Below are 22,765 nucleotides of genomic sequence, written 5' to 3' on the forward strand. Positions count from 1 at the left end.
GCCGCGCCTCCCGTCTCGCGACGCTAGCCGCCGGACCGGGAACGCGCATCCGCGAACGAGGCTGACCTGCGACGAAGCCAAGACTGCCGGTCGCCGCCCGCGCTGCTTCCACCCACAGGCTTCCCACCCACAGGCTTCCCACCCACAGGCTTCCCACCCACAGGCTTCCCACCCATACGGCCGCTGCCCACACGGCTGCCGCCAGTGCGACTGCCGCCGCTCCGGTTGCCGCCCGCGCGGTCGCCCTCGGCCAGCCCGGCCCTGGCGAAGGCGGCCCGCGCCCGAGGCAGGTAGCGGAGCCGGTAGGGCAGCAACGGCCAGACCCGGGCCACCGCCGCCGCGAACCGCCGGAACCGCCGCTCGTCCACCGGCCGCCAGGACGCGCCGATCTTCGCCCGCACCACCGGTGGCAGCGACCCGCGGGTCAGGAACCACAGCACCCGGCCCGCCGCCGGCGCGACCAGCCGCCACAGCGGAGCGGGCAGCCACGGCTGCGCCATCGCCTCCGGCCGCTCCACGAAGTCCAGCAACGCCCGCGCCGCCGGAGTGAGTTCCAGCTGCTCGGCGCACACCCGCTCGAAGTAGGCATGGAACTCCGCCCAGTCCGCGGGCACCGGCCGATCGCTGACCCCGTACCGCCGGTAGATCAGCACCGACTCGGCGTAGAACCGCTCCCGCTCCGCCTCGGTCAACGGCCGGTCGAAGACCTCCGCGAGCCGCAGCACCACATCGAACATGGTCGCGTGCGCCCAGAACCACACCTCCGGATCAAGGGCGTGGTACCGCCGCCCCTGCTCATCCCGGCCGGTGATGCCGTGATGCAGCCCGCGGATGCCGTGCGCGGTCGACTCGGCCGCCGGACCGTCGTAGACCACTCCGGCGATCTGCGGGATCGACCGCAGGGTGCGCGCCCACGGCTCGGTGTAGAACGCCGAGTGCTCCACCACGCCCGCGCCCAGCGCCGGGAACATCAGCTCCAGCAGACCGACCCGACCGAGCAGCAGCAGCGAACGGCGATCACCCGCGTAACGCCAGTACAGGGATCCGGGGCCGGGTTCGGTCATGGCGGACTCCTCGACGGGGAGCCTCCATCATGACCCACCCGCCCCGCCGGGCGACATGGGCCGATCCGGGGTCACCGCTCACTGTCCAGGTGCGCCATCAACGGTTCCGGATAGCGTGCTCCGGCAGCGGCGTCCGCCGGTACTGCTCGCTCGATCGCCTCGAGGTCCACATCGGACAGTTCCAGGTCGAGTGCGCCGATCGCCTCGGTCAGCCGCTCCCTCCTGCGCGCGCCCACCAGCGGCACGATGTCCTGCCCCTGATGCAGCACCCAGGCGATGGCCACCTGAGCGGGGGTGGCGCCGCGGGGCTCGGCCACCGCGCGTAATGCCTCGGCCAGGCTCAGGTTGTGCCCGAGGTTCTCCGGCGCGAACCGTGGGCTGTGCGCGCGGAAGTCCCCGGCAGGCATCGGCCGGCCGGCGGCCCAGTGCCCGGACAGCAGGCCCCGGGACAGCACCCCGTAGGCGGTGACACCGATGCCCAGCTCGCGGCAGACCGGCAGGATCTCGGCCTCGATCCCGCGGGAGATCAGCGAGTACTCGATCTGCAGATCCACGATCGGGTGCACCGCGGCGGCCCGGCGCAGGGTCTCCGCGCCGACCTCGGACAGCCCGATGTGCCGCACCTGCCCGGCTCGCACCAGCTCGGCGATCGCGCCGACGGTGTCCTCGATCGGCACTTCCGGGTCGAGCCGGGCCGGCCGGTAGACGTCGATGTGGTCGGTGCCCAGCCGCCTGAGGGTGTACGCGGCGAAGTTCTTCACCGCGGCCGGCCTGGCGTCGAAGCCCAGCCAGTTGTTCCCGGCGTCGCGCAACGCGCCGAACTTGACGCTGATGACGGCCTGCTCGCGAGCGCGGCCACGCAGCGCCTCGGCGATGAGCAGCTCGTTGTGGCCCATGCCGTAGAAGTCGCCGGTGTCCAGCACGGTCAGGCCCGCGTCCAGGGCGGCGTGGATGGTGGCGACGCTCTCGGTCCGGTCGGCCGGGCCGTACAGGTCCGACATGCCCATGCAGCCAAGGCCGAGCGCGCCGACGGCCGGGCCGGTGGTGCCGAGGGGACGAGTGATCATGACGGTGGATCCTCCAGTCGGTTCCGCGGCGAAGCTGCCGCTGCACCGAGCCTGCCCCGCCCGCGCCGAATTGAGGAGAGGACTCCGAGTCCCTGGGACCGGGCGTCCCAGGGACTCGGAGTCCCTGGATAACTGTCGGTGCGACAGGGCAGGGTGGAGCCGTGGACCGAACCCAACTCGCCGACTTCCTCCGCCGCTGCCGGGCCCGCCTGCAGCCCGCCGAGCTGGCCGCCGCCGCGAAGACCCGCCGCCGCACCCCCGGCCTGCGCCGCGAGGAGGTGGCCCGCCTCGCCGGTGTCTCCACCGACACCTACACCCGCCTTGAACAGGGCAGAGGCCGACATCCGACCACCCACGTGCTGGCCAGCCTGGCCCGCGCGCTCCACCTGACCGACGACGAACGAGACCACCTGTACCTGCTCGCCGGGCACGAGCCACCGGTCCCGCAGGAGCCCACCACCACGATCCGGCCCAGCCTGCGCCCACTGCTCGCCCGGCTGTGGGACTACCCCGCCCAGGTGGTCTCCGACCTCGGTGTCGTGCTCGCGCAGAACCCGCTCTCGGTCGCCCTGATGGGTGATCTGGTCTCGGCGCACGGCTGGGACCGCAGCTTCTACTGGCGCTGGTTCGCCCGCCCGGAGACCCGCGGGTTGTTCCCGGCCGAGGACCACGCGCACCACTCGCGGGTGCACGTGGCGGACCTGCGGGCCACCGTGGCCCGCAGGGCCAAGGACAAGGAGGTGCTGGAGTTCGTCCGGGCCCTGCGGGCGAGCAGCGCCGAGTTCGCCGAACTCTGGGACGAACACGTCGTCGCCGTGCGCCGGTCGGACGAGAAACGCTTCCTGCACCCCGAGATGGGACTTATCGAGGTGCACTGCGAGATCCTGCTGACCCCCGAGCACGACCAGCGTTTACTGGTCTACTCCGCTGAGCCCGGCACCGTCAGCCACGACCGCCTGCAACTGCTCGGCATGCTGGCCAACCAGTCCCCGGAGGATCAGGCCGAGGCGGAGGCCGCGTTGGAGGAACTGGAGGCGATGGACCGGTACCCCCAGGAGCCGTTCCAGTTCTGACCCGGCTCCAGCACGATCAGCCCGTCGCCGCTGTTGAAGGCGTTCGGCGCGCAGGTCATCGGCTCGATGGTGATGCCGGAACGCGGCGTGCGTGCCGCCGGGGCGTAGTCGTCGGTGTAGACCTGCAGATAGTCGTAGCCGCCGTCCAGCCACAGCTCGGTGGCCGTGCCGGTCGCGTCGGCCACCCGGGCCACGGCGTGCCCGCGCTCGTCCCTGACCAGGTCGGTGAAGGCGGTGTCCAGCGCCGCCGAGCCGAGTGAGCGGGCGGTGCGGAAGTCCAGCGCGGTGCCGGTCACCGACTCCTTGCCGATGGGCAGCAGGCGGTTGTCGGTGGGGTAGTAGGTGGCCGCGGGGACGGTCAGCTCGACCGGTCCGGTGGTGGCCAGGTACGGGTGGTGCGCCGCGCCGAAGGGTGCCGGGGTCGCGCCGGTGTTGGTGGCCTGCAAGGTGATCCGGACGCCGTCGGCGTCAACCTGGTGTTCGATGCGGAAGGAGAGCGCGAACGGATAGCCGTACTGCGGACGTTGGTCCTGTGCCAGCACCACCCGGTCCTCGGTGTGCTCGACCAGTGACCACTCGGTCCAGCTCAGCAGCCCGTGCAGAGCGGCGCCGCGATCCGGCTCGTTCAGCGGGACCTGGTGCCGCACCCCGCCGAAGGTGTAGACCCCGTCCTCGATCCGGTTCGGCCACGGCACGATGGTCTTGCCCTGGTAGCTGTCGCCGAGTTCGTCAGCCGCGTGGGTGAGCAGCCGCTCGACGCCGTCAACCCGCCAGGACAGCAGCGTGGCGGCCACTCCGGCCACCACCGCGGTGTGCCGGCCAGAGCGGATCTCGTACAGGCGCCCGTTCATCGTCATGGCGCGGATTGTGTCATCCAGGGCGGTGTGGCCGAGTCGCTCGTCAGAGTGTGTCGCCTGCCACGTCTGTGCGCGGGTTCGGCGAGCGGTGGTCAGGTGCGGAGATGCGGGCGCGGATCCGGACCTGCGACGGCACCGGGCGGCGTAGGCCGGATGTCGCCACCGGGGCGTGCGAGCGGGCTCGCCTTCCGGGTGGTGGTTTCGCCAGGGGCCGGGCTGTTGTGGCGGGCATGTGTCGCGGGATTGGCCGTGGGGCGGCTGTGTTCGCTGTGGCGGTCAGGGGCGTGGCGGGCAATGGGCGTTGTGGGCAACGGACACAGCGCGGGCGGGCTGATACGGGCCCACCGAAGGTGCCGTTGGCACCGAATTCGCGGGTGGTGCTGATGGCCCGGGGGGCACGGGTGACGAGGAAGGAGCACAGGGCGGTCGGCGGCGCGTGAGGGTACTGGGTGCTGGGTCAGGGCAGTGGGTGGTGTGAGCACGGCGGATGGTGTGAGCGCGGTGGTGGTGTGAGCGTGGCGGATGGCGTGGGTGTGGTGGTGATGTGAGCGTGGCGGATGGTGGAGGAGTGCGGTTAGTGGTGTGTGAGCAGCGTGGTTGGCGGTGGGTGAGCGTGGCGGATCGCGGGTGAGGGTGGCTGGTGGTGCGTGATGCCTCGCCTGGCATGGGTCAGGCTGGTGGAGCGGTGAGATGCGGTGCGGTGTGGCCGGTGTGCTGGCCCGGGTTCGGTCGTTTGGCTCGGAACGACCGGGGTGTGCTCGGAACGACCGAGGTGTAGTGGTCGGGATGACCGGGGTGTGGTGACGGTGGCGGGGTGGGTCAGCCGGCCAGTTCGTCGGTACGGGACAGCCAGCTTCGGTAGACCGGGGCCTGGTCCGCCTTGGCCCAGTAGGCGCGGATCGCGCTGCTGACCAGGGTGTCGGTCAGCGGGGTCAGGGGACTGTCGGTGCGGAAGGCGAGGATGTGGCGGAAGTCCGGGCGGGCGCCGGCGAAGGGGCGGACCGAGATGCCCTCCTCCAGGCGGAAGGTGGCTTGGGCGAGCATGACGCCCAGGCCGCGGCGGAGGAATTCGCGGGCGTTGAAGCTGTCCAGGCGGTAGGCGATGCGGGGGATGAAACCGGCATTGGCACAGATGCCGCGGAGGTATTCGGCGCAGCGGATTTCCAGGCCCTGGGGGAGGATCCAGTTCTCCTCGGAAAGGTCTGCCAGGGAGATCTCGAATTCGTTTGCTAGCGAATGTCCTGTTGCGACGGCGATGAACAGCGGCTCGGTGGCGATGGTGTGCACCGTCACGCCCGGCGGACGGTCCAGGGGCATGCCAGGGTGCTCGGCAAGCACACCCAGGTCCGCCGCGCCACCCGCCAGAAGTTCCATCGCGGTCTGGCCGGAACGTTCCTGCCGCAGGGTGATGTCGGCCTCGGGGGCCAGTTCGTGCAGATGTTCGGTGATCGGACCCGGCAGCGGGGTCGGGTGGGCCACCACGCGGATCCGGGCCGGGCCGTCGGACAGTGGAGCGCCGTGCTGGCGGGCCTCCTGGATCAGCTCGTCCACCGAGGGCACCAGGACCCGTACCCGTTGCACCACCAACTCGCCCAGCGCGGTCGGACGGGTTCCGTTGCGGTCGCGGTGGAACAGCATGCCGCCGAAGGCGCGTTCCAGCCGCTGCAGCTGGCGGGTCAGGGCCGGCTGGGTCAGGCCGAGCCTGGTGGCCGCGCCGCTGAGACTGCCCGCCTCGCTGATGGCCCCAATCATCCGCAGGTGCCGGATCTCCACGTCCATGATCTCGATGCTAGGACCCGCTGACCTGGCCGCGTAGCCGCTGATCGTCCCCTGACCGGCCCAACCATGTTCTGCGGTCATGGCGAGGTGTCAGTGGCCCCCGCCGAATTGTTCAAATTCTAATGAGTTGCATGTTGTCCTCCACGACGCCGGCGCGGCTGGCCACGCGGGTGCTCGAACTTGTGCTGGCGCACCAGCGGAAAGCACGCAATGGCGGGCCGTGCGGACAGAGTCCGTGCCCCCGGTGCCTTTCCGCGCACGTGCCCGCGGTGATCCGGGCAATTGGGCGGAACCAGCCGATTCAGTTCGTACTGCCCGCCTTTCCGGCCAAATCACCCAACCGGGACAAGGTCCTCGGCCACCTCCCCGACCTGGCCGAGGAACTCGCAGTCGGCTTCCTCAGCGACCTGTGCGCCGACTTGACCGAGTTGTACCCACCGGGCGCCCGGCTCACCATCTGCTCCGACGGCCGGGTCTTCGGCGACCTGATCGGCGTGCCGGACGAGGAGATCACCGCCTACCAGCAGGAGATGGCCGCGCTCATCCGCGCAACCGGTTCGGACCGGCTCGATCTGTACACATTGGACGATTACGCGCCCGGTTCATGCCCGGAATCACTGCGCCGCCTGCTCGACGCGGAGTACACCGAACCGATCGCCGACCTGCGTGCGCGGATCGGGGCCGACGCCGACCTGCGCGCCATGTACCTCGGCATCGTCCGCTTCCTGCTGGAGGACCGATACGGCCCCGGTTACTCGGGCACCCGCTCGGCACTGCAACGGGAAAGCCGCCAACGCGCCTACGGCGTGGTCGCCCGAAGCCGGGCCTGGGGCGATCTGGTCGGCGCCCGGTTCCCGGACGCGGTACGGCTGTCCATCCACCCGCAGCCCTGCGGCGCGGCCAAACTCGGCCTGCTGCTCGGCCGCACCCCGGACGCCTGGCTCACGCCCTGGCACGCGGTGGCGGTGCACGAGCCCGGCGGTTTCACCCTGATGAAGCGGATCGAGGCCGAACAACTGGGTGCGCGGCTCGTACACCGGGGCGGTCGACCCAGCCACTACGTCCTGCCATGAGCGGCCATCTCGCCACCGCGTCCGATTCCGGCCACCACTTCGCCGGCACGTCCTGCGTCAACCCGCGGTCTCGCAACCACGTCCTGCCCAGGCAGGGTCACCGCGTCCGGCTCTGGTCCCTGCCTCGCCGTCGTGCCCTGCCCTGCCTTCACGGCACCGTCGTGTCCTCGCCCCGGTCCTTGTCGCGCGACCGTCTCCTGTCCTGGTCCCTGCCTCGCCACCACGTCCTGCCCTGACCCCTGCCCCGACCTTCGCGGCTGACCTGCCCGCTCCGACCGTCATTGCCCCGTTCAAGGAGCACAACCGCCATGACGAACCTCGCCCTCGACCTGCCCGGCGCCACCGCCACCGCGCTGGATCCGGTCGGCCTGCTCATCGAACCGACCGGTTCCGGCCAGGACCCGCGCCGGTTGCCGGTGGGTCTGCTGCGTGAACTGGCCCGGACGCACCACCTGTTGCTGCTGCGTGGATTCGCCTCCTTCGCCGGTCCGGAGGAACTGGCCGCGTGGAGCGAGACCTGGGGCGAGATCATGATGTGGCCGTTCGGTGCGGTGCTCGAACTCATCGAGGCCGAGGCTCCCGCCGACCACATCTTCGACCACTCCTACGTGCCACTGCACTGGGACGGCATGTACCGGCCCTATATCCCGGAATTCCAGGTGTTCCACTGTGTCAGCGCGCCCGGTGGCGGCCAGGGTGGGGCGACCACCTTCTGTGACAGCGCGAGGATGCTGGCGCACACCTCGTCGGCCAGCCTCGAACGCTGGTCGCGGGTCGAGGTGACCTACCGCATTCCCAACCTGAGCCACTATGGCGGCCAGGCCGTCTCGCCACTGGTCGTGCCACATCCGCGCACGGGCGAGCCGACCATGCGCTACAACGAGCCGCCGCGTGCCGACGACGACACCTTCCGCAACCGGCCCGAGCAAGCCTTCGCCGGACTGCCGGACAAGGAAGTGCCCGCGCTGCTGACCGAACTGCATGCGGCCACCCATGATCCGCGCTGGTACTACGAGCACACCTGGCAGGAGGGTGACCTCGTCATCGCGGACAACTACACGCTGCTGCACGGGCGGACCGCGTTCACCCACCGCGCGCCGCGGCACATTCGCCGGGTGCACGTGCTCGGGGAACCGCCGTTCCGCAACCCCGCGGGTCCTGACGTGGAGCGGAACGAGTCCAGGTGAACCGTAACACAATCGCTGTCACGGTTCTGACGCTGGCCACCTTCGGACTGACGTTCTGGGCCGCGGGCTCGGTGGAACCGCACTACTACTACACCGTCGCGGTGCGCGCGATGAGCGCCGACTGGCACGCCTTCCTCTACGGGGCGATCGATCCGGCGGGCACGCTCACCGTGGACAAGATCCCTGGCGCGCTGTGGGCGCAGGCGCTGTCGGTGCGGCTGTTCGGCTTCCACGACTGGGCATTGCTGCTTCCCCAGGCGCTCGCGGCCGCGGCCACCGTGCCGCTGCTGCACGACGCGGTGCGCCGCTGGGCCGGGACCCGGGCCGGACTGCTCGCCGCGCTGGTGTTCGCGCTCACCCCGATCACCGTGGTGCTGGCCAGGGTCAACATCCCGGACACACTTCTGGTGCTCGCTCTGGTGGGTGGCGCGCACGCCACGATTCTTGCGCTACGATCGGTGCGGACCTGGCCACTGATCCTGGCCGGGATCTGGGTGGGACTGGGTTTCCAGGTCAAGCTCGGGCAGGCTCTGCTGGTGTTGCCCGCGCTGGCGATTCCCTACCTGGTAAAGGCTTCCGTGCCGGTGAGGGCACGGATCGCGCGGGTGCTGCTGGCCGGTCTCACGACCGCGGTGGTGGCCTGCGCCTGGCTGGTGCTGGTGGCGTTGACCCCCGCCGCACATCGGCCTTATGTGGATGGCAGCACCGCGAACTCGGTGTGGGATATGGCCTTCCGGTACAACGGACTCGGCCGGTTCGTCCACACCGACGCCGCCTCCGGACAGGTGGCGAGCTTCCTCGCGGACTTCGGTGGTCCGCCCGGCCTCGGGCGGCTGGCGAATGCCGAACTGGGGACGCAGATCGCCTGGCTGTTGCCGTTCGCGGTACTCGCGCTGGTGGCCGGACTGGTGTTCGGTCGTCGGCACGGGTCCACAGTGGACGGATGGCTGCTGTGGGGACTGTGGCTGGGCACGCACGCGGTGGTGTTCAGCGCGGCCACCGGTATCCACCCGTACTACGCGGCCGCCCTGACCCCGGCGATCGCGGCGCTGTCCGGCGCCGGCCTGGTGCTGCTGGCCAGACTGTGGTCGGCGGGCGGCACAACGGCCTGGTTGCTGCCACTGGGTGTGGCGGTGACCGGGGCGTGGGCGGCGGTGCTGTCGGCACGGGCCGTGGAACCCTCGGCCGCGGCCGAGGGCCTGCCCGGACTGACCGTGCTGGTGCTCGGGCTGACCACGGTGACGGTGGTCGTGCTGGTGGTGGGTGCGCTGCACCCGTTGCCGCGCTTGCGGATCCCGGCGATCGGCGGCGCGGTGCTGGTGCTGCTGGCCGCACCGGCGGTCTGGTCGGTCGAGGCGTCCGGGAAGCCGTTCCCGAGCCTGACCGCGCTCAACCCCGTCGCGGGGCCGGGCAATCCACTGCCCGCCGCGGGGATGGCCGCCATGCACGGGTTGCCGCCGGACACCCCGTTGCCGCCGGAGCTGGGTGACATGCACATGGTCACCCCGAACCGGGGGCTGCTCAGCTATGTCGGACAGCGGCACCGCGGGGAGAAGTACCTGCTCGCCGTGCCGACCGTGAACACCGCGGCGCCCTACCTGCGCCTCGGGCACAGCGTGCTGCCCATGGGCGGTTTCACCGGCGCGGCCGGGGTGCCCGCACTGTCCGAACTGGACGCGCTGGTGCGTACCCGCGCGCTGCGCTTCGTCATGATCGGCGGTTTCCACGGCGGCATGGGCGGACCGATCGCCCAGGAACGGCAGCGGTGGGTCGCCGAGCATTGCCTCGCCGTGCCCTTCGCCGACTACCAGGGCCCGAGTGGTCCGCCCGATGCCCCGGAAACGCTCTACGACTGTCAGGCGGGTGCCCGATGACCGAACTGCCCCTCCCGTTGCGCAGGCTGGCCCGGTACGCGGTGCCGATCGCGGTCGGCTCGGCGGCGTTGTTCGTGACGCTGGCCGCGGTGCACTGGGTGATCACCGGATACGTGGTGATGTCGGACTTCTGGGACCTCAAGGTCTACCGGGCGGGCGGCGAGGCGGTGCTGACCGGGGAGGCGCTGTACCCGGGCAAGATCGCGGGCGGCATGTTCGCCTTCACCTACCCGCCGTTCGCGGCCTTGTTGTTCGTGCCGCTGGCCTTCGGGCCCGAGGTGCTGGGGCAGTACCTGGTGTTCCCGGCCAACCTCGCGGCGCTGGCCGCGGTGGTGTGGGTGGGGCTGCGGGCGATCGGCGTGCCGCGCGGGCGGGAGCTGGGGCAGCTGACCCTGGGGCTGACCGCGCTGCTGTTCTGGCTGGAACCGGTGTCCTGGACCGCCTACCTCGGCCAGGTCAACGTGCTGCTGATGGCCCTGGTGATGGTGGACCTGCTGCACCTGCCGGAGCGCTGGCGCGGGGTGGGTGTGGGCATCGCGGCCGGGATCAAGATCGTGCCCGCCTTCTTCATCCTGCACCTGCTGCTGACCCGCCAGTACCGGGCGGCCGCCACGGCCACCGTGACCGCGGCCGGGACCGTGCTGGTGAGCCTGGTGTCGCTGCCGGGGGACACGTTGCGGTTCTGGACCGGCACGTTCGCGGTGACCGAGCGGGTCGGCGACGTGGAGAACCAGATGAACCAGTCGCTCAACGGGATGCTGTCCCGGATCCTCGGCGTGGACAGCACCCCGCTCTGGCTGTGGCTGCCCCTGGCCGCGCTCACCGCGGCGGCCGGGCTGTGGGTGGCCCGGCGGGCACAGCGGGACGGTCGGCTGCTGCTGGCGATCTCGGTGGTCGGGCTGACCGCGGCCATGGTGTCGCCGATCTCCTGGAGTCACCACTGGGTGTGGTTCGTGCCGTTGCTGATCGCGCTGCTGCCGCTGCTGGTGGACGGGGTGGCGGTGCGCGCGGTCGGGGTGTTCGCCGCGGTGCTGAGTTTCGCCTGGCCGATGCACTTCCTCAACGGCCACCGGATGGACCTGCCGCCGCTGGGGCTGATCGGGCTGCCGACCGCCGGCGGGCTGGAACTGCTCTACCAGAACGCCTATCCGTTGGGGTTCCTGGTCATCCTGGCGTTCGCAGCTCGGCGAGCAGGCGTGCGAACACCGGTTCGGTGATGATCGGGATCTGGTAGTCGCGGGCCTTGCGTGCCTTGGTGGACAGGGAGTCCGGGTCCGCGGCGACCACGACCTTGGTCCAGCGGCAGACGTTCTCCGGGTGGGTGACCAGGCCGGCGGCGGCCGCGTGGGCCTGGAGCTGCTCGCGGGGTTGGTCGGTCTGGCCGGTGAAGGCGATGCGGTCGCCGGGATCCAGGCGGAATCCGGCGGGCAGCTCCGCGTCGGTGGGGTAGCCGCTGGCAGGGGGGTTGGGGACCGCGGCGGAGTGGTGTTCGGCGGGGGAGCGGGGGGCGACGGAGGAACGGGTGTCGGCGGGGGAATGGTGATTGGCGGCGGAGAAGGGCGGACGGGTCTGGGGCGAGGAACTGCGCGGGAATGGTGCCGCGGGGTCAGGGGCAGCGGCAGCGCCGTGCTGGGCTGGGGCAGTGGCGGAGCCGGGCGCCGGGTTGGTGCGGTACGCGGCCGTGTTCCGGGTCGTTCGGCGGTAGGTGGGGTCGCCGTCCCGGCGGGGACGGCGGGCCACCGGCTGGCCGGGCGGGCTCCGGTGCACCACCGGGGTGTCCAGGGCGGGGATGAACGGCCACGGGCGGGAGCGGGCCGCTTCCAGGTGCGGGGACCAGTCGTCGTGGCCCGCGGCGAGGTAGTGCGCGAGCAGGGCCGCGGTGGCGCGGGCGTCGTGCAGGGCCGAGTGCGCGTTGGTCAGCGGGATGCCCGCGGCGGCGCAGCAGGCGGCCAGGTTGCGGCGATCGGTGGTGAGGTAGCGCGGGGCCAGGGTCATGGTGCACAGGCCGTCGAGGGCCTCGGGCGGGGGCAGGACGCCCGCGGCGGTCAGTTCGGCGTTGAGGAACCTGGCGTCGAAGGTCAGGTTGTGCGCGACCAGGACCCGGCCGGCCAGGCGGGTGACCAGGTCGCCGGTGATCTGCTCGAAGGTGGGCGCGGGCAGGACCTCGCGGGTGGTGATCCGGTGGATGTGCTGCGGGCCCAGGTCACGGCGCGGGTTGACCAGGGTGCACCACTCGCCGGTGATGGCGCCCTGGGCGTCGAGCTGGACCACGGCGATCTCGATGACCCGGTCGCGGCCTGCGGCGAAGCCCGTGGTCTCGACGTCCACCACCGCGAAGCCCACCGAACCCCCGATCCGTAGCGATCACCGGACGCAGCGTATCCGTCGCGATGATCACCGCCGGGATCAGGCAGGCAGTTCGACACTCTCACCGGTGGCCAGCAGGGTCAGCGGCGCGCCGGTGCCAGGGCCGCGTTCGCCGAGCATGCTGCTGGTCAGGGCGCGGCCGGTGTCGCTGAGCAGCACGTCGTGCACCTGGTAGGCCTGGCGTGGCTTGACCGAGCGCACGTAGTCGATCAGGTGCGCGACCCGGGACCAGGGCGCGTGCAACGGCAGCAGCAGGGTGTCCACCGGCCGTTCGGGCACGGTGAGCGCGTCGCCGGGGTGGAAGACCGTGCCGCCGAGCAGGAACCCGCTGTTGCGGACCAGGGGCAGGTCCGGGTGGATCTCGGCGTGCCAGCTGCCGTGCACCTCGACCTCGACCGCGCCGATGTCGAACCGGTCGCCGTGCCCGACCGCGGTGACCCGCCCGCCCAGCCCGGTGAGCTGGGCCGCGACCGAGTCCGTTGTCCACACCCGCAGTGCCGGGTCGGTTTCCAGGGCCTGGCGCAGGCGGTCGCCGTCGAAGTGGTCGAAGTGCTCGTGGGTGATCAGCACGGCGGTGGCGCCGGTGAGTGCCTCGGGTTCGGTGAAGGCGCCGGGGTCGAGCACGATGGTCTCGCCCTCGTGCTCGACCCGGACGCAGGCGTGGCCGTACTTGGTGAGTCGCATACCCGCAACTCTACAGCCGGGCTGTGTAGTTGGCGATCAGAAAGCCGTGGGTGGCACGCCGGTCCAGGCGGTGCGGATCTCGGCGGTCACCCGATCCTGTCGGACATACGGATGACGGGTGAAGATCATGGTGTCGCGGGCGCCGGGTTCGAACGGGCGCCAGCGGGGGAGGTCGGGCAGGCGGGGGTCGCCGGTGCGGGCGAAGGCGCACAGGGAGTCGTTGAGCTGGGTGGCCAGGCGTTGGGCGAACTTGAGGTTGGCCTGGGGGTGTAGTTGGGCCTGGTTGACCTTGCCGAAGGTGAAGGCCAGGTCGGAGGCGTGCACCGGGCCCAGGGGGGAGGCGTCGGCGTAGTCGAAGCGGTAGGTCCAGGCGGTGGCGCCCGCGCGGTGGGCGGCTTCGGCCAGCCAGATCGACGGGAGGCCGACGAAGGTGTCGCTGACCAGGTCCAGGCGCGGGTCGCGGCCTGCTGGGCTGTGTGTGCGGTAGGCGGCCTGGATTTCGGCGAAGCGGGTGTCGCCGACGACCGACTTGAGCTTGGTCTCCATGCCGGTGGCGAAGAGCGGGAAGATCTGGGCCAGTTGCTTGGACTCGTCGCGGCAGGTGCCGATCATGAGGTCGACGGCGGGGGAGAGCCGGCGCAGCGGGTGGGTGGGCAGTACGCGGCCGTCGAGGACCTGGTGGAAGACCTCGCCGTTCAGCTCGGGGGCCTGGTTGGCGGCGGCGGCCGCGGCGAGGAGGTCGGCGGCGGGCACGGTGAACAGCTTGGGGGAGTCCTGGCCGGGGATGCCGAGTTGTTTGAGCACGTAGTCGGTGGTCCGTTGGGCCTGCTCGGGGGTGAAGTGCGGGCGGGCGCCGCCGCTTTGCAGCACCGCGCGGCGGAACAGGCCGGTCGCGGCGGGTGCGCCGAGCAGGCTGCCGATGGACATCGCACCCGCGGACTCGCCCATGACCGTGACGTTGCGGGGGTCGCCGCCGAAACCGTTGATACAGCGGCGGATCCAGCGCAGCGCCTCGATCTGGTCCAGTAGCGCGGCGTTGCCGGAGCCGGGGCGGCCGGACAGGTGCAGGTAGCCGAAGGCGTGCAGGCGGTAGTTGATCGTCACCAGCACGATGTCGTTGCGCTCGGCGAAGACCGTGCCGTCGTAGTCGCTGCCCGCACCGCTGGTGAACGCGCCGCCGTGGATCCACACCACCACCGGGCGGCGGCCCCTGGTGCCGCGGGAGTAGACGTTGAGGAACAGGCAGTCCTCGCTCTGCGGACCCGGCGGGCGGGGTGGTCCGGCCAGCTGGAGGGCGGCCGCGCCGAACTCGGTGGCGTCCTTGATCCCGCTCCAGGGCTGGACCGGGCGGGGGGCGGTGAACCGGTGTTCCCCGGTGGGGGCCTCGGCGTAGCGGATGCCGCGCCACACCGTGATCTCCCCGGCGCGCGTCCCGCGCAGCCTGCCGAGCGGGGTGCTCGCGACCACGTCCGTATCGGCCGCCGCGGCCACCCCCGGCACCGCGGCGGTCAGCATCGCGCCGCCGGCCAGTCCCAGCGCCATCCGCCTGTTCAGCTCTGCCACTTCGGCCTCCTCGATCCTGGTGTTCGCCCTCCACTTCAGCGCGGAGTTGCCTGGAACCGGTCGTCCCGTAGGCTGAAACGACGAAATCCCGCGCAGAGGCGGCCCCAGTCGACGAGAACCGGCGAACGCAGATGGATGATCTTGACAGAAGACTGGTCGCGGCGCTGCAGGTGAACGGGCGGGCCACCTGGTCGGGTGTCGCGGCGGCGGTCGGGGTGTCCGAGCGCACCGTCACCCGGCGGCTGGCGCCGTTGCTGGCCGGGGGGACGGTGCGGGTGACCGCGATCCGCAACCCGGTGCTCGACCCCGACCTGACCGGGCTGGCACTGCGCATCCGCTGCCGTCCCGGCCGCACCCCGCCGGTGGCCGAGGCGCTGGCCGCGCTGCCCGAGGCCTGGCAGGTGCTGATCCTGGAGGGCGGTGACGAGATCGCCGCGACGCTGTGGGTGAGCAGCCCGGATCGGCTGAAACTGTTGCTGCTCAAGGAACTGCCCAAGACCTCCTCGATCGACTCCTGGCAGACCCGGCGGCTGCTGTGGATCTTCCCGGACGCGCTGGGCTGGCAGGCCCCACTGCTCTCCGCCGAGGAGAGGGCCCGGCTGGGCGAGGTGCGGCCGTTGCCGGCACGGCGGCCGCTGCCCACCCTGGACGAGGTGGACCGGCGGCTGACCGCGTTGCTGGTCAGGGACGGGCGGATGGGGTTCACCGAACTCGCCCGGCACAGCAGCGTCTCGGAGTCCACCGCCCGCCGCAAGGTGGACGCCCTGCTGCGCGAGGGCGCGATCGCCATCACCACCGAGGTCGACCCGCGGCTGCTCGGCTACCACCTGGAAGCCCTGCTGTGGCTGACCATCCAGCCAGCCGGACTCGGCAAGGTGGCCAGGGTGCTCGCCGCGCACCCGGCCACCCGGATGGCCGCCACCACCAGCGGCCCGAGCAACCTCCTGGTATCGGTGGTGTGCCGGCACGGCGAGGACCTCTACGACCTGCTCACCGGCACCCTGGGCGCACTGCCGGAGATCACCGGCGTGGACGTGACCCCGGTGCTGCACGTGGTCCGGCGGGCCGGGGTCAGCCACTCGGCGTGAGCCGCGGGGCGAGGGCGGTGAGCCTGGCCTGGGCCTGTTCCCGGCCCCGCCGGTGCAGCATCCGGGCGGCCAGGGTGTGCGCGGCCCTGGCACAGGCGCGGGCCGCGCGGGGATCGCGGGCGGCCCAGGCGTCGGCGAGCGGGAGCAGGGTCTCCAGTTCGCCGAAGTTGTCGCCGTCGGCGCGGTAGCGCTGCCGGGCCAGGTGCAGGCAGCGCAGCGCCTCCTCGATCCGGCCGAGCCGGGTGTGCGCCTGGCCGAGCACGACCAGGGAGGCGGACTCGGCCCTGGTGTCGGCGCAGCGGCGGGCCAGTTCCAGGGATTGCCTGGCCAGGCCCAGTGCCTCGGTGTAGTGGCCGGTGCTCATCCGCACCTCGGCCAGTTCGGCCAGGATGTAGCGCTCGGCCCAGTCCGCGCGGACCTCGCGGGTGACCACCAGGGCGTGCCGGAGCTGGAGGTCGGCCAGGTCGGGGCGGCCCAGCATCCGGTTGTGCGCGCCGAGCAGGTAGCGCACCCACGGGTTGTGCGCGGGCACGTCCGGCCGCCGGGCCAAAGCCTCGGCCGCCCGCTGGTAGCGCCTGGCCTCCTGGGGTTCGCCCAGGTCGAGGCTGGTGGCGACCAGGGCGCTGAGGGTGGTGATCTCGGAGATCGGGTCGTGTTGTTCGGCCCGGTGCCGGGCCAGGTTGGCCAGTTCGTTGGCCTTGATCGCCGGGACACCGTGCCCGCGCAGGCCGTAGGAGCCGATGTCGGTGCGGATCGCGGCCGCGCCCACGGTCAGCCCGGCCTGGGCGTGCAGGTCCAGGGCCCGCCGGTACAGCTGGCCCGCCTCGTCGCCGCGCTGCCGGTACCGGACCGCGTCGGCCAGGCCCAGGTAGGCCACGACCTGCCCGACCAGGTCGCCCTCGGCCTGCGCGGCGGCCAGGGTGGCGGTGGCCGCGGGCAGGTCGGCGGTGCCGGGGCGGAGCAGGAAGTAGTTGCGCAGCACCGCGAGCAGCCGCCAGGTGGCCGGGCGCGGGCCGTGTTCGGCGGCGTGCGCGATGAGTGCGGTGAGGTTGCCGATCTCGGCGTCCAGCCAGGCGGTGGCCGGGCGGTGGTCGGCGAAACCCATCGCGGGCGGGACCGGTGGCGCCGGTTCGGTGGCCAGCCGTCGCCAGCGGCCGTACAGCTCCTGCGCCGCGGTCTCGGTGGTCTGGACGTACCAGCCGTGCAGCCGGGTGCGCGCCGCGGCCAGTTCGGCGGGGGAGAGTTCGGCGGTGGCGCGTTCGGCGGCGTAGTCGCGCAGCAGGTCGTGCAGGGTGTAGCGGCGCCCGGTGTGCGGGCGGACCAGGTGTGCGGTGCTGAGCCGGTCCAGCGCGGCGGCGGCCTCGGTGACCGCGAGTCCGGTCAGCGCGGCCACCGCCGCGGCGGTGAAGTCGGTCAGGGGTGCGATGCCGAGCAGCCGGAACACCGCGCGGGTGGGCGGGTCCTGGTCGAGGTAGGAGGAGTCGAAGGCGGCGCGCACCCCGCTGAGTTCGTCCTCGCCGATCTCCAGTGCGCTGAGCCGGTCCTCGCCGCGCAGTTCGCCGACGACCTCGGCCAGTGGCCAGGTGGGGCGGGCGGCCAGGTGCGCGGCGGTGATCCGCAGGGCCAGGGGCAGCCGGGCGCAGGCGGTGATCAGTTCGGCGGCGGCCTGGGGTTCGGCGGCGAGGCGTTCCGCGCCGATGCTCGCGGCGAGCAGTTCGTGCGCTTCGGTGTCGTCGAGGACGTCGAGTTCGATGACGCGCACCCCGGAGAGGCGGGCCCGGCTGGTGATCAGCACCTGCGCGCCGGGTCCGTCGGCCAGCAGCGGGCGCAGCTGGGTCTCATCGCGCACGTTGTCCAGCAGCACCAGGATGTTCCGCTCGGCCAGCAGGGTGCGGTAGAGGGCGGCGGCGGAGTCGGGTTCGGTGGGCACCCGTTCGGCGGGCACGCCGAGTCCGCGCAGCAGCCGCTCCAGGGCGAGCAGTGCGGACAGCGGGTTGCCGGGGGAGTGGCCGAGCAGGTCGAGGTAGAGCTGGCCGTCGGGGAACTCACCGCGGATCCGGTGCGCCCAGTGCACGGCGAGCGCGGTCTTGCCGACCCCGGCGGTGCCGGTGAGCAGGATCGGTTCGCTGCCCGGTGGCAGCTCGGCGAGCTGGGCCAGTGCGGTGGCGCGGCCGGTGAACCCGCCGAGGGCGGGCGGCAGCTGCGCCGGCCGGGGCTGGGCGGGGGTGAGCAGGGCGGTGAGTCCGCTGTGCGCGGCCGGGATGTCCCCGCGCAGCACCCGCAGGTGCGCCTCGCGCAGGGCGGCGCCGGGGCGCACGTCGAGGTCGTGGCCCAGGCGGTCCCGGATGGCGGCGAAGACCTCCAGCGCGGCGGCCTGCCTGCCGGAGCCGGCCAGGGCGAGCAGCAGCACGGCATGGAGGTCCTCGTGCAGTGGGTGTTCGGCGGCGAGTGGGCGCAGCACGCGCACGGCCTGTTCGTGCCTGCCCAGCCGCACGGCCAGTCCGCCGTGGGCCACCGCGGCGGTGACGCGGCGGTGGCCCAGCGCGACCGCGTCGGGGTGTTCGCGCAGTCTGCCGGGCAGGTCGGCCAGCACCGGGCCGCGCCACAGGCCCAGGGCCCGGTCGTACTCGGCGAGCGCGGTCACCGGCTCGGCGGCCTCCGCGCGGGCCAGGCCCTCGGTGAACTCGAGCAGGTCGAGCTGACCGGGGCCGGGGTTGAGCAGGTAGCCGCCCTGGAGGGTGATCAGGCGATCGCGATCGGCCGCGGGCAGCTGTTTGCGCAACCGGCTCAGGTAGGTGTGCACCAGGCTCTGCCGCGACTCCGGCGGGCGGGCGCCCCACAGCGCGTGGGTGATCTCGGCGTGGCTGACCACCTGGCCGGCGCGTAAGGCGAGCAGGCCGAGCAGCAGCCGGGGCATGGCGGCGGCGGAGTCCAGCAGCACCGTGCCGTGCCGCAGCAGCAACGGCCCGAGCACGCCGATCCGCAGGTCGCCGGTCGCGGGCTGATCCGGGCCGGGCAGGCCGACCGCCGCGGCCAGCCTGCGCAGGGTGTCCCCGCGCGGATCCCGCACCGCGCCCTGCTCCACCCCGCGCACGGTGCGCACGCTCACCCCGGCCCGCGCGGCCAGCTCCTCCTGGGTGAGTCCCAGGCGTAACCGGGCCGCGCGAATCGCCGATACCCACCGCGTGCCAGCCACCCGGCAATGCTGCCCGCCCACCGTGCCCTCGGGCCAGCCGGGGCTGTGATAGGTGTTGTCCCGGCGGGCACACGGCGAGGGGTGGCGGGGATGAACGGCGGCGAACCCGTCCGGCACGCGGTCCTGGAAGGCGTCCTGGAACGGATCACCTTCGCCAACGAGGAAACCGGCTACACCGTGGCCAGGGTGGACACCGGGCGCGGCGCCAACGACCTGCTGACCGTGGTGGGCGCGTTGCTCGGCGCGCAGCCGGGGGAGTCGTTGCGGATGCGCGGGCGGTGGGGCTCGCATCCCCAGTACGGCAAACAGTTCCACGTCGAGGACTACACGACGGTGCTGCCCGCGACCATCCAGGGCATCCGGCGCTACCTGGGTTCCGGGCTGATCAAGGGCATCGGGCCGGTGCTGGCCGACCGGATCGTCACCCATTTCGGGGTGGACGCCCTGGACGTGATCGAGCAGAACCCGCAGCGGCTCATCGAGGTGCCCAAGCTCGGACCCAAGCGCACCAAGCTGATCGCGGCCGCCTGGGAGGAACAGAAGGCCATCAAGGAAGTGATGATCTTCCTGCAAGGCGTTGGCGTGTCCACCTCCCTGGCGGTGCGGATCTACAAGCAGTACATGGAGAAATCCATCGAGGTGGTGCGCACCGAGCCATACCGGCTGGCCACCGACGTGTGGGGGATCGGGTTCCGCACCGCCGACACCATCGCCAAATCCGTCGGCATCCCGCACGACAGCCCGCAACGGGTCAAGGCCGGTCTGCAGTTCACCCTGTCCGAGGCCACCGGCAACGGCAACTGCTTCCTGCCCGAACAGGAACTCATCAGTGAGGCCATCAAGATCCTGCAGGTGGACACCGGCCTGGTGATCGACTGCCTGGCCGAACTCATCGCCGAGGAAGGCGTGGTCCGCGAACAGGTGCCGGGGGAGGACGAGGCGGCGCCGGTGGGCGCGATCTACCTGGTTCCCTTCCACCGCGCGGAAATCAGCCTGGCCGCCGCGCTGTTGCGGCTGCTGCGCACCGGGGACGACCGGATGCCGGAGTTCGCCACGGTGGACTGGACCAAGGCGCTGGCCTGGTTGCGGCGGCAGAACGACACCGAACTCGCCGGGGCCCAGGAGGAGGCGGTCAAGCTCGCGCTGACCGAGAAGGTCGCGGTGCTCACCGGCGGACCCGGCTGCGGCAAGAGCTTCACCGTGCGCTCCATCGTGTCCCTGGCCAGGGCCAAGAACGCCAGGGTGGTCCTGGCGGCGCCCACCGGCCGGGCGGCGAAACGGCTGACCGAGTTGACCGGGCATCCGGCCGCGACCGTGCACCGGTTGCTGGAACTGCGGCCCGGCGGCGACGCGGCCTACGACCGGGACCGTCCACTGCCCGCGGACCTGGTCGTGGTGGACGAGGCGTCCATGCTGGATCTGTTGCTGGCCAACAAGTTGGTCAAGGCGATCGGGCCGGGCGCGCACCTGCTGCTGGTCGGCGATGTGGACCAGTTGCCGTCGGTGGGCGCGGGGGAGGTGCTGCGCGATCTCCTGGCCGTGGACAGTCCGATCCCGCACGTGCGGCTGACCCAGGTTTTCCGGCAGGCGCAACAGTCCGGGGTGGTGAGCAACGCGCACCGGATCAACGCCGGCGAGCAGCCGATCACCGACGGCCTGGACGACTTCTTCCTGTTCCCGGTGGAGGAGGCCGAGGCGGCCGCGGAACTGACGGTCGATGTGGTGGCGCGGCGGCTGCCGAAGAAGTTCGGGGTGAACCCGCGGCGGGATGTGCAGGTGCTCGCACCGATGCACCGCGGACCGGCGGGGGCGGGGGCGTTGAACCTGGTGTTGCAGGAGGCGTTGACACCCAGCCGCCCGGAGGTGCCGGAGCGGCGCTTCGGCGGGCGGGTGTTCCGGGTGGGGGACAAGGTCACCCAGATCCGCAACAACTACGACAAGGGCGCCAACGGCGTGTTCAACGGCACCCTGGGTGTGGTGGTGGCCCTGGACAACGACGAGCAGAAGCTGACCGTGCGTACCGATGAGGACGAGGACGTCGACTACGAGTTCGGGGAACTGGACGAGCTGACGCACGCGTACGCGGTGACCATCCACCGGAGTCAGGGCAGTGAGTATCCGGTGGTGGTGGTTCCGCTGACGACGGGTTCCTGGCTGATGTTGCAGCGGAATCTGCTGTACACGGCGGTGACGCGGGCCAAGCGGATCGTGGTGCTGGTGGGGTCGCGGCGGGCGATCGGGCAGGCGGTGCGGACGGTGGGGGCCGGGCGGCGGCATACGGCGCTGGGCTGGCGGCTGCGGGGGCTGGGCTCCGCTTAGGCGTTGAGCGGCAACGCGAATCGGGTTGGTGAGTTGGTGGTGGGGTGCTGGGCTTTGTTTTGTTGGGTATCTCGATTGCGTCAGTGGCAACTGAAAGCAAATGGATGGGAGGAAAATCGAGAGCGGCAGGGAGGGGCGGTGAGCCTGAAGAGGCAGACAGGCGGGACGGGGAAAGTGACCGAGGGGGCGGCGAGAGGGGCGATGAGGGGAGCGAGCAGATGGCGCCAGAGGAGAAAGGGCGTGGACAGGGGAGGGAGTTGCTGGGAGAGGCGACACCCGGGCTGCACTATCCGGGTGCTGCGCCCCGGGCGTGGTCGCTGACCTCGACGACCCGCGTGGCCTGTCCCGCCCTCTCCCCGAGCCCCGGCCCGGTTACGGCGTCAGCGCGAGCGGCAGAGTGGCGATGGTGTGTTCGTCCTGCCGCCCGTCCACCGGCACCACCGGCACGCCCAGACTCTGCGAGGCCCGCTGCGGACTCAGCCACAACCCACCAGCCGCCACCCCGACCCGCGCCCTGGCCTGGGCGACCAGATCACCGCGGGCGGTGCGGGACAGGGTGTAGGAGGTGCAGGTGAACATCGCCTCCGGGGCGCAGCGGCCGAGCAAGGCGATCGCGTCGGCCGGGTCCTTGGGGACGAAGCAGGCCTGGCGGAGGCGGCCTACCGAGACGTCGCGCCAGGTCTCGGTGACGCGGTGGCGGGCGGTGCCGTCGTGGGCGAGCGGGCCGGAGACGACCTCGGGGTCGGCGCCGACGGCGACCAGGAGTTCCTGGTGCAGTTCCAGGGTGTCCAGGACGGTGGCCGGGTAGCCGGCTTCGGCGAGGCGGCTGACCAGGCGGTGGGCGGCACTGGCCACCGCGCGCCTGCTGCCTTCCTGGCCGCCGCCGCGGGCCAGCGCGGCCAGTGGGGCCTCGGCGGGGCGGTAGCGCAGGGACAGCCAGTGCACCCGGATCGGGGTCGCCGCGCCGGTGCGGGCGGGCAGGCCGGGCAGGGCCCACACCACCAGCTGGGCGCTGCTGAGCCGGATGTCGGAACGCTCGTAGACCTCTCGCAGCAATCGGATCAGCGCATCCGGCGTAGGGTGCGCCGCCGGCGCGATCCGCACCATCGTGCAGAAAGAGGCGTCTGCCTCAACGCTTGCCACTCCTACCCTGTTGCCCGCCCGGTCCACCTGGGTATGCACGGACAGGTCGGGTAACAGCGCCCGCAGCGGGGTGGCCGCCTCGCGGGCGGCCAACCGGGGCCTGCGCCGGAGGAAGCGCAGGTAGAGGGCTGCCCAGCGGTACGGCGGCAGGCCGCGGAAGCGGAGCAGGGTAACGGCGAGGGCGAGGGTTGCGACGGTGATGGCGGCGATGCTCACCGGTCCGAAGGGGACCGCGGTGGCCAGCACGGCCAACGCCGCGATTTCCACCACGGCAATTGTGCCCGCGCCCAAGGGCACCACCCGTCCCCGCCGACCGGTCGAGAGATCGCTCATCCGCATGCACCACCGAGAGTTTGGGAAAGCCTTGCGGCACAAGGATTCCGGCCAACGAACCACAGGAAGTGTCAGTGGTGATCGATAGTATGGCCCAG

General features: G+C 71.9%; 16 protein-coding genes. 7 read left to right on the forward strand and 9 right to left on the reverse strand.

Annotated features, from left to right (window positions below):
- Nucleotides 1–23: 23 nt before the first annotated feature.
- Both HNR67_RS26045 and HNR67_RS26050 read right to left on the reverse strand, forming a co-directional pair.
- Entirely contained in the window at nucleotides 24–1,064 is a 1,041-nt protein-coding gene (locus HNR67_RS26045) for an oxygenase MpaB family protein (RefSeq protein WP_185004845.1), read from the reverse strand.
- A 71-nt stretch (nucleotides 1,065–1,135) separates the two neighbouring features.
- Nucleotides 1,136–2,131, reverse strand: a complete 996-nt coding sequence (locus HNR67_RS26050) for an aldo/keto reductase (RefSeq protein ID WP_185004846.1) — start codon at nucleotides 2,129–2,131, stop codon at nucleotides 1,136–1,138.
- A gap of 161 nt (nucleotides 2,132–2,292) precedes the next feature.
- Here HNR67_RS26050 and HNR67_RS26055 point away from each other — a divergent pair, with 161 nt between their 5' ends.
- A complete protein-coding gene (locus HNR67_RS26055; RefSeq protein WP_185004847.1) occupies nucleotides 2,293–3,204 on the forward strand; it encodes a helix-turn-helix transcriptional regulator in 912 nt (303 codons plus the stop codon).
- Here the strand turns inward: HNR67_RS26055 and HNR67_RS26060 are convergent.
- On the reverse strand, nucleotides 3,129–4,061 hold the full coding sequence (locus tag HNR67_RS26060) for an aldose 1-epimerase family protein (protein WP_185004848.1): 933 nt from the start codon (nucleotides 4,059–4,061) through the stop codon (nucleotides 3,129–3,131). The genes HNR67_RS26055 and HNR67_RS26060 overlap by 76 nt on opposite strands.
- 819 nt (nucleotides 4,062–4,880) lie before the next feature.
- Nucleotides 4,881–5,840, reverse strand: a complete 960-nt coding sequence (locus HNR67_RS26065) for a LysR family transcriptional regulator (RefSeq protein WP_185004849.1) — start codon at nucleotides 5,838–5,840, stop codon at nucleotides 4,881–4,883.
- A gap of 269 nt (nucleotides 5,841–6,109) precedes the next feature.
- Between HNR67_RS26065 and HNR67_RS26070 the strand changes: the two genes are divergently transcribed.
- The 4 genes from HNR67_RS26070 (at nucleotide 6,110) to HNR67_RS26085 (ending at nucleotide 11,191) form a co-directional block, all read left to right on the forward strand.
- Complete coding sequence (locus HNR67_RS26070) at nucleotides 6,110–6,913, forward strand: L-tyrosine/L-tryptophan isonitrile synthase family protein (RefSeq protein WP_185004850.1); 804 nt, start codon at nucleotides 6,110–6,112, stop codon at nucleotides 6,911–6,913.
- Between the two features lie 308 nt (nucleotides 6,914–7,221).
- Entirely contained in the window at nucleotides 7,222–8,100 is an 879-nt protein-coding gene (locus HNR67_RS26075; RefSeq protein WP_185004851.1) for a TauD/TfdA dioxygenase family protein, read from the forward strand.
- Complete coding sequence (locus HNR67_RS26080; protein ID WP_185004852.1) at nucleotides 8,097–9,974, forward strand: ArnT family glycosyltransferase; 1,878 nt, start codon at nucleotides 8,097–8,099, stop codon at nucleotides 9,972–9,974. Before HNR67_RS26075 ends, HNR67_RS26080 begins: the two co-directional genes overlap by 4 nt.
- Entirely contained in the window at nucleotides 9,971–11,191 is a 1,221-nt protein-coding gene (locus HNR67_RS26085; RefSeq protein WP_185004853.1) for a glycosyltransferase 87 family protein, read from the forward strand. Before HNR67_RS26080 ends, HNR67_RS26085 begins: the two co-directional genes overlap by 4 nt.
- Here HNR67_RS26085 and HNR67_RS26090 read toward each other — a convergent pair.
- From HNR67_RS26090 to HNR67_RS26100, 3 genes are all read right to left on the reverse strand, one after another.
- The gene (locus HNR67_RS26090; RefSeq protein WP_185004854.1) at nucleotides 11,139–12,317 is read right to left on the reverse strand and encodes an exonuclease domain-containing protein; all 1,179 of its coding nucleotides are present in this window, start codon (nucleotides 12,315–12,317) and stop codon (nucleotides 11,139–11,141) included. The two genes, HNR67_RS26085 and HNR67_RS26090, sit on opposite strands and share 53 nt — an antisense overlap.
- A 63-nt stretch (nucleotides 12,318–12,380) precedes the next feature.
- The gene (locus tag HNR67_RS26095) at nucleotides 12,381–13,025 is read right to left on the reverse strand and encodes an MBL fold metallo-hydrolase (RefSeq protein ID WP_185004855.1); all 645 of its coding nucleotides are present in this window, start codon (nucleotides 13,023–13,025) and stop codon (nucleotides 12,381–12,383) included.
- 36 nt (nucleotides 13,026–13,061) lie between these two features.
- The gene (locus HNR67_RS26100; protein ID WP_185004856.1) at nucleotides 13,062–14,588 is read right to left on the reverse strand and encodes a carboxylesterase/lipase family protein; all 1,527 of its coding nucleotides are present in this window, start codon (nucleotides 14,586–14,588) and stop codon (nucleotides 13,062–13,064) included.
- Between the two features lie 131 nt (nucleotides 14,589–14,719).
- On the opposite strand from HNR67_RS26100, the gene HNR67_RS26105 reads away from it, so the two are divergent.
- Complete coding sequence (locus HNR67_RS26105) at nucleotides 14,720–15,676, forward strand: Lrp/AsnC family transcriptional regulator (RefSeq protein WP_185004857.1); 957 nt, start codon at nucleotides 14,720–14,722, stop codon at nucleotides 15,674–15,676.
- Here HNR67_RS26105 and HNR67_RS26110 read toward each other — a convergent pair.
- The gene (locus HNR67_RS26110; RefSeq protein WP_185004858.1) at nucleotides 15,660–18,872 is read right to left on the reverse strand and encodes a BTAD domain-containing putative transcriptional regulator; all 3,213 of its coding nucleotides are present in this window, start codon (nucleotides 18,870–18,872) and stop codon (nucleotides 15,660–15,662) included. The two genes, HNR67_RS26105 and HNR67_RS26110, sit on opposite strands and share 17 nt — an antisense overlap.
- Before the next feature lie 90 nt (nucleotides 18,873–18,962).
- Between HNR67_RS26110 and recD2 the strand changes: the two genes are divergently transcribed.
- Nucleotides 18,963–21,191 (forward strand): SF1B family DNA helicase RecD2, encoded by a 2,229-nt coding sequence (gene recD2, locus HNR67_RS26115; RefSeq protein WP_185004859.1) that lies wholly within the window; start codon nucleotides 18,963–18,965, stop codon nucleotides 21,189–21,191.
- A gap of 372 nt (nucleotides 21,192–21,563) precedes the next feature.
- Here recD2 and HNR67_RS26120 read toward each other — a convergent pair whose 3' ends face one another.
- Complete coding sequence (locus tag HNR67_RS26120) at nucleotides 21,564–22,667, reverse strand: type VII secretion protein EccE (RefSeq protein ID WP_185004860.1); 1,104 nt, start codon at nucleotides 22,665–22,667, stop codon at nucleotides 21,564–21,566.
- Nucleotides 22,668–22,765: the final 98 nt, after the last annotated feature.

Source organism: Crossiella cryophila, assembly GCF_014204915.1.
Classification (GTDB): domain Bacteria; phylum Actinomycetota; class Actinomycetes; order Mycobacteriales; family Pseudonocardiaceae; genus Crossiella; species Crossiella cryophila.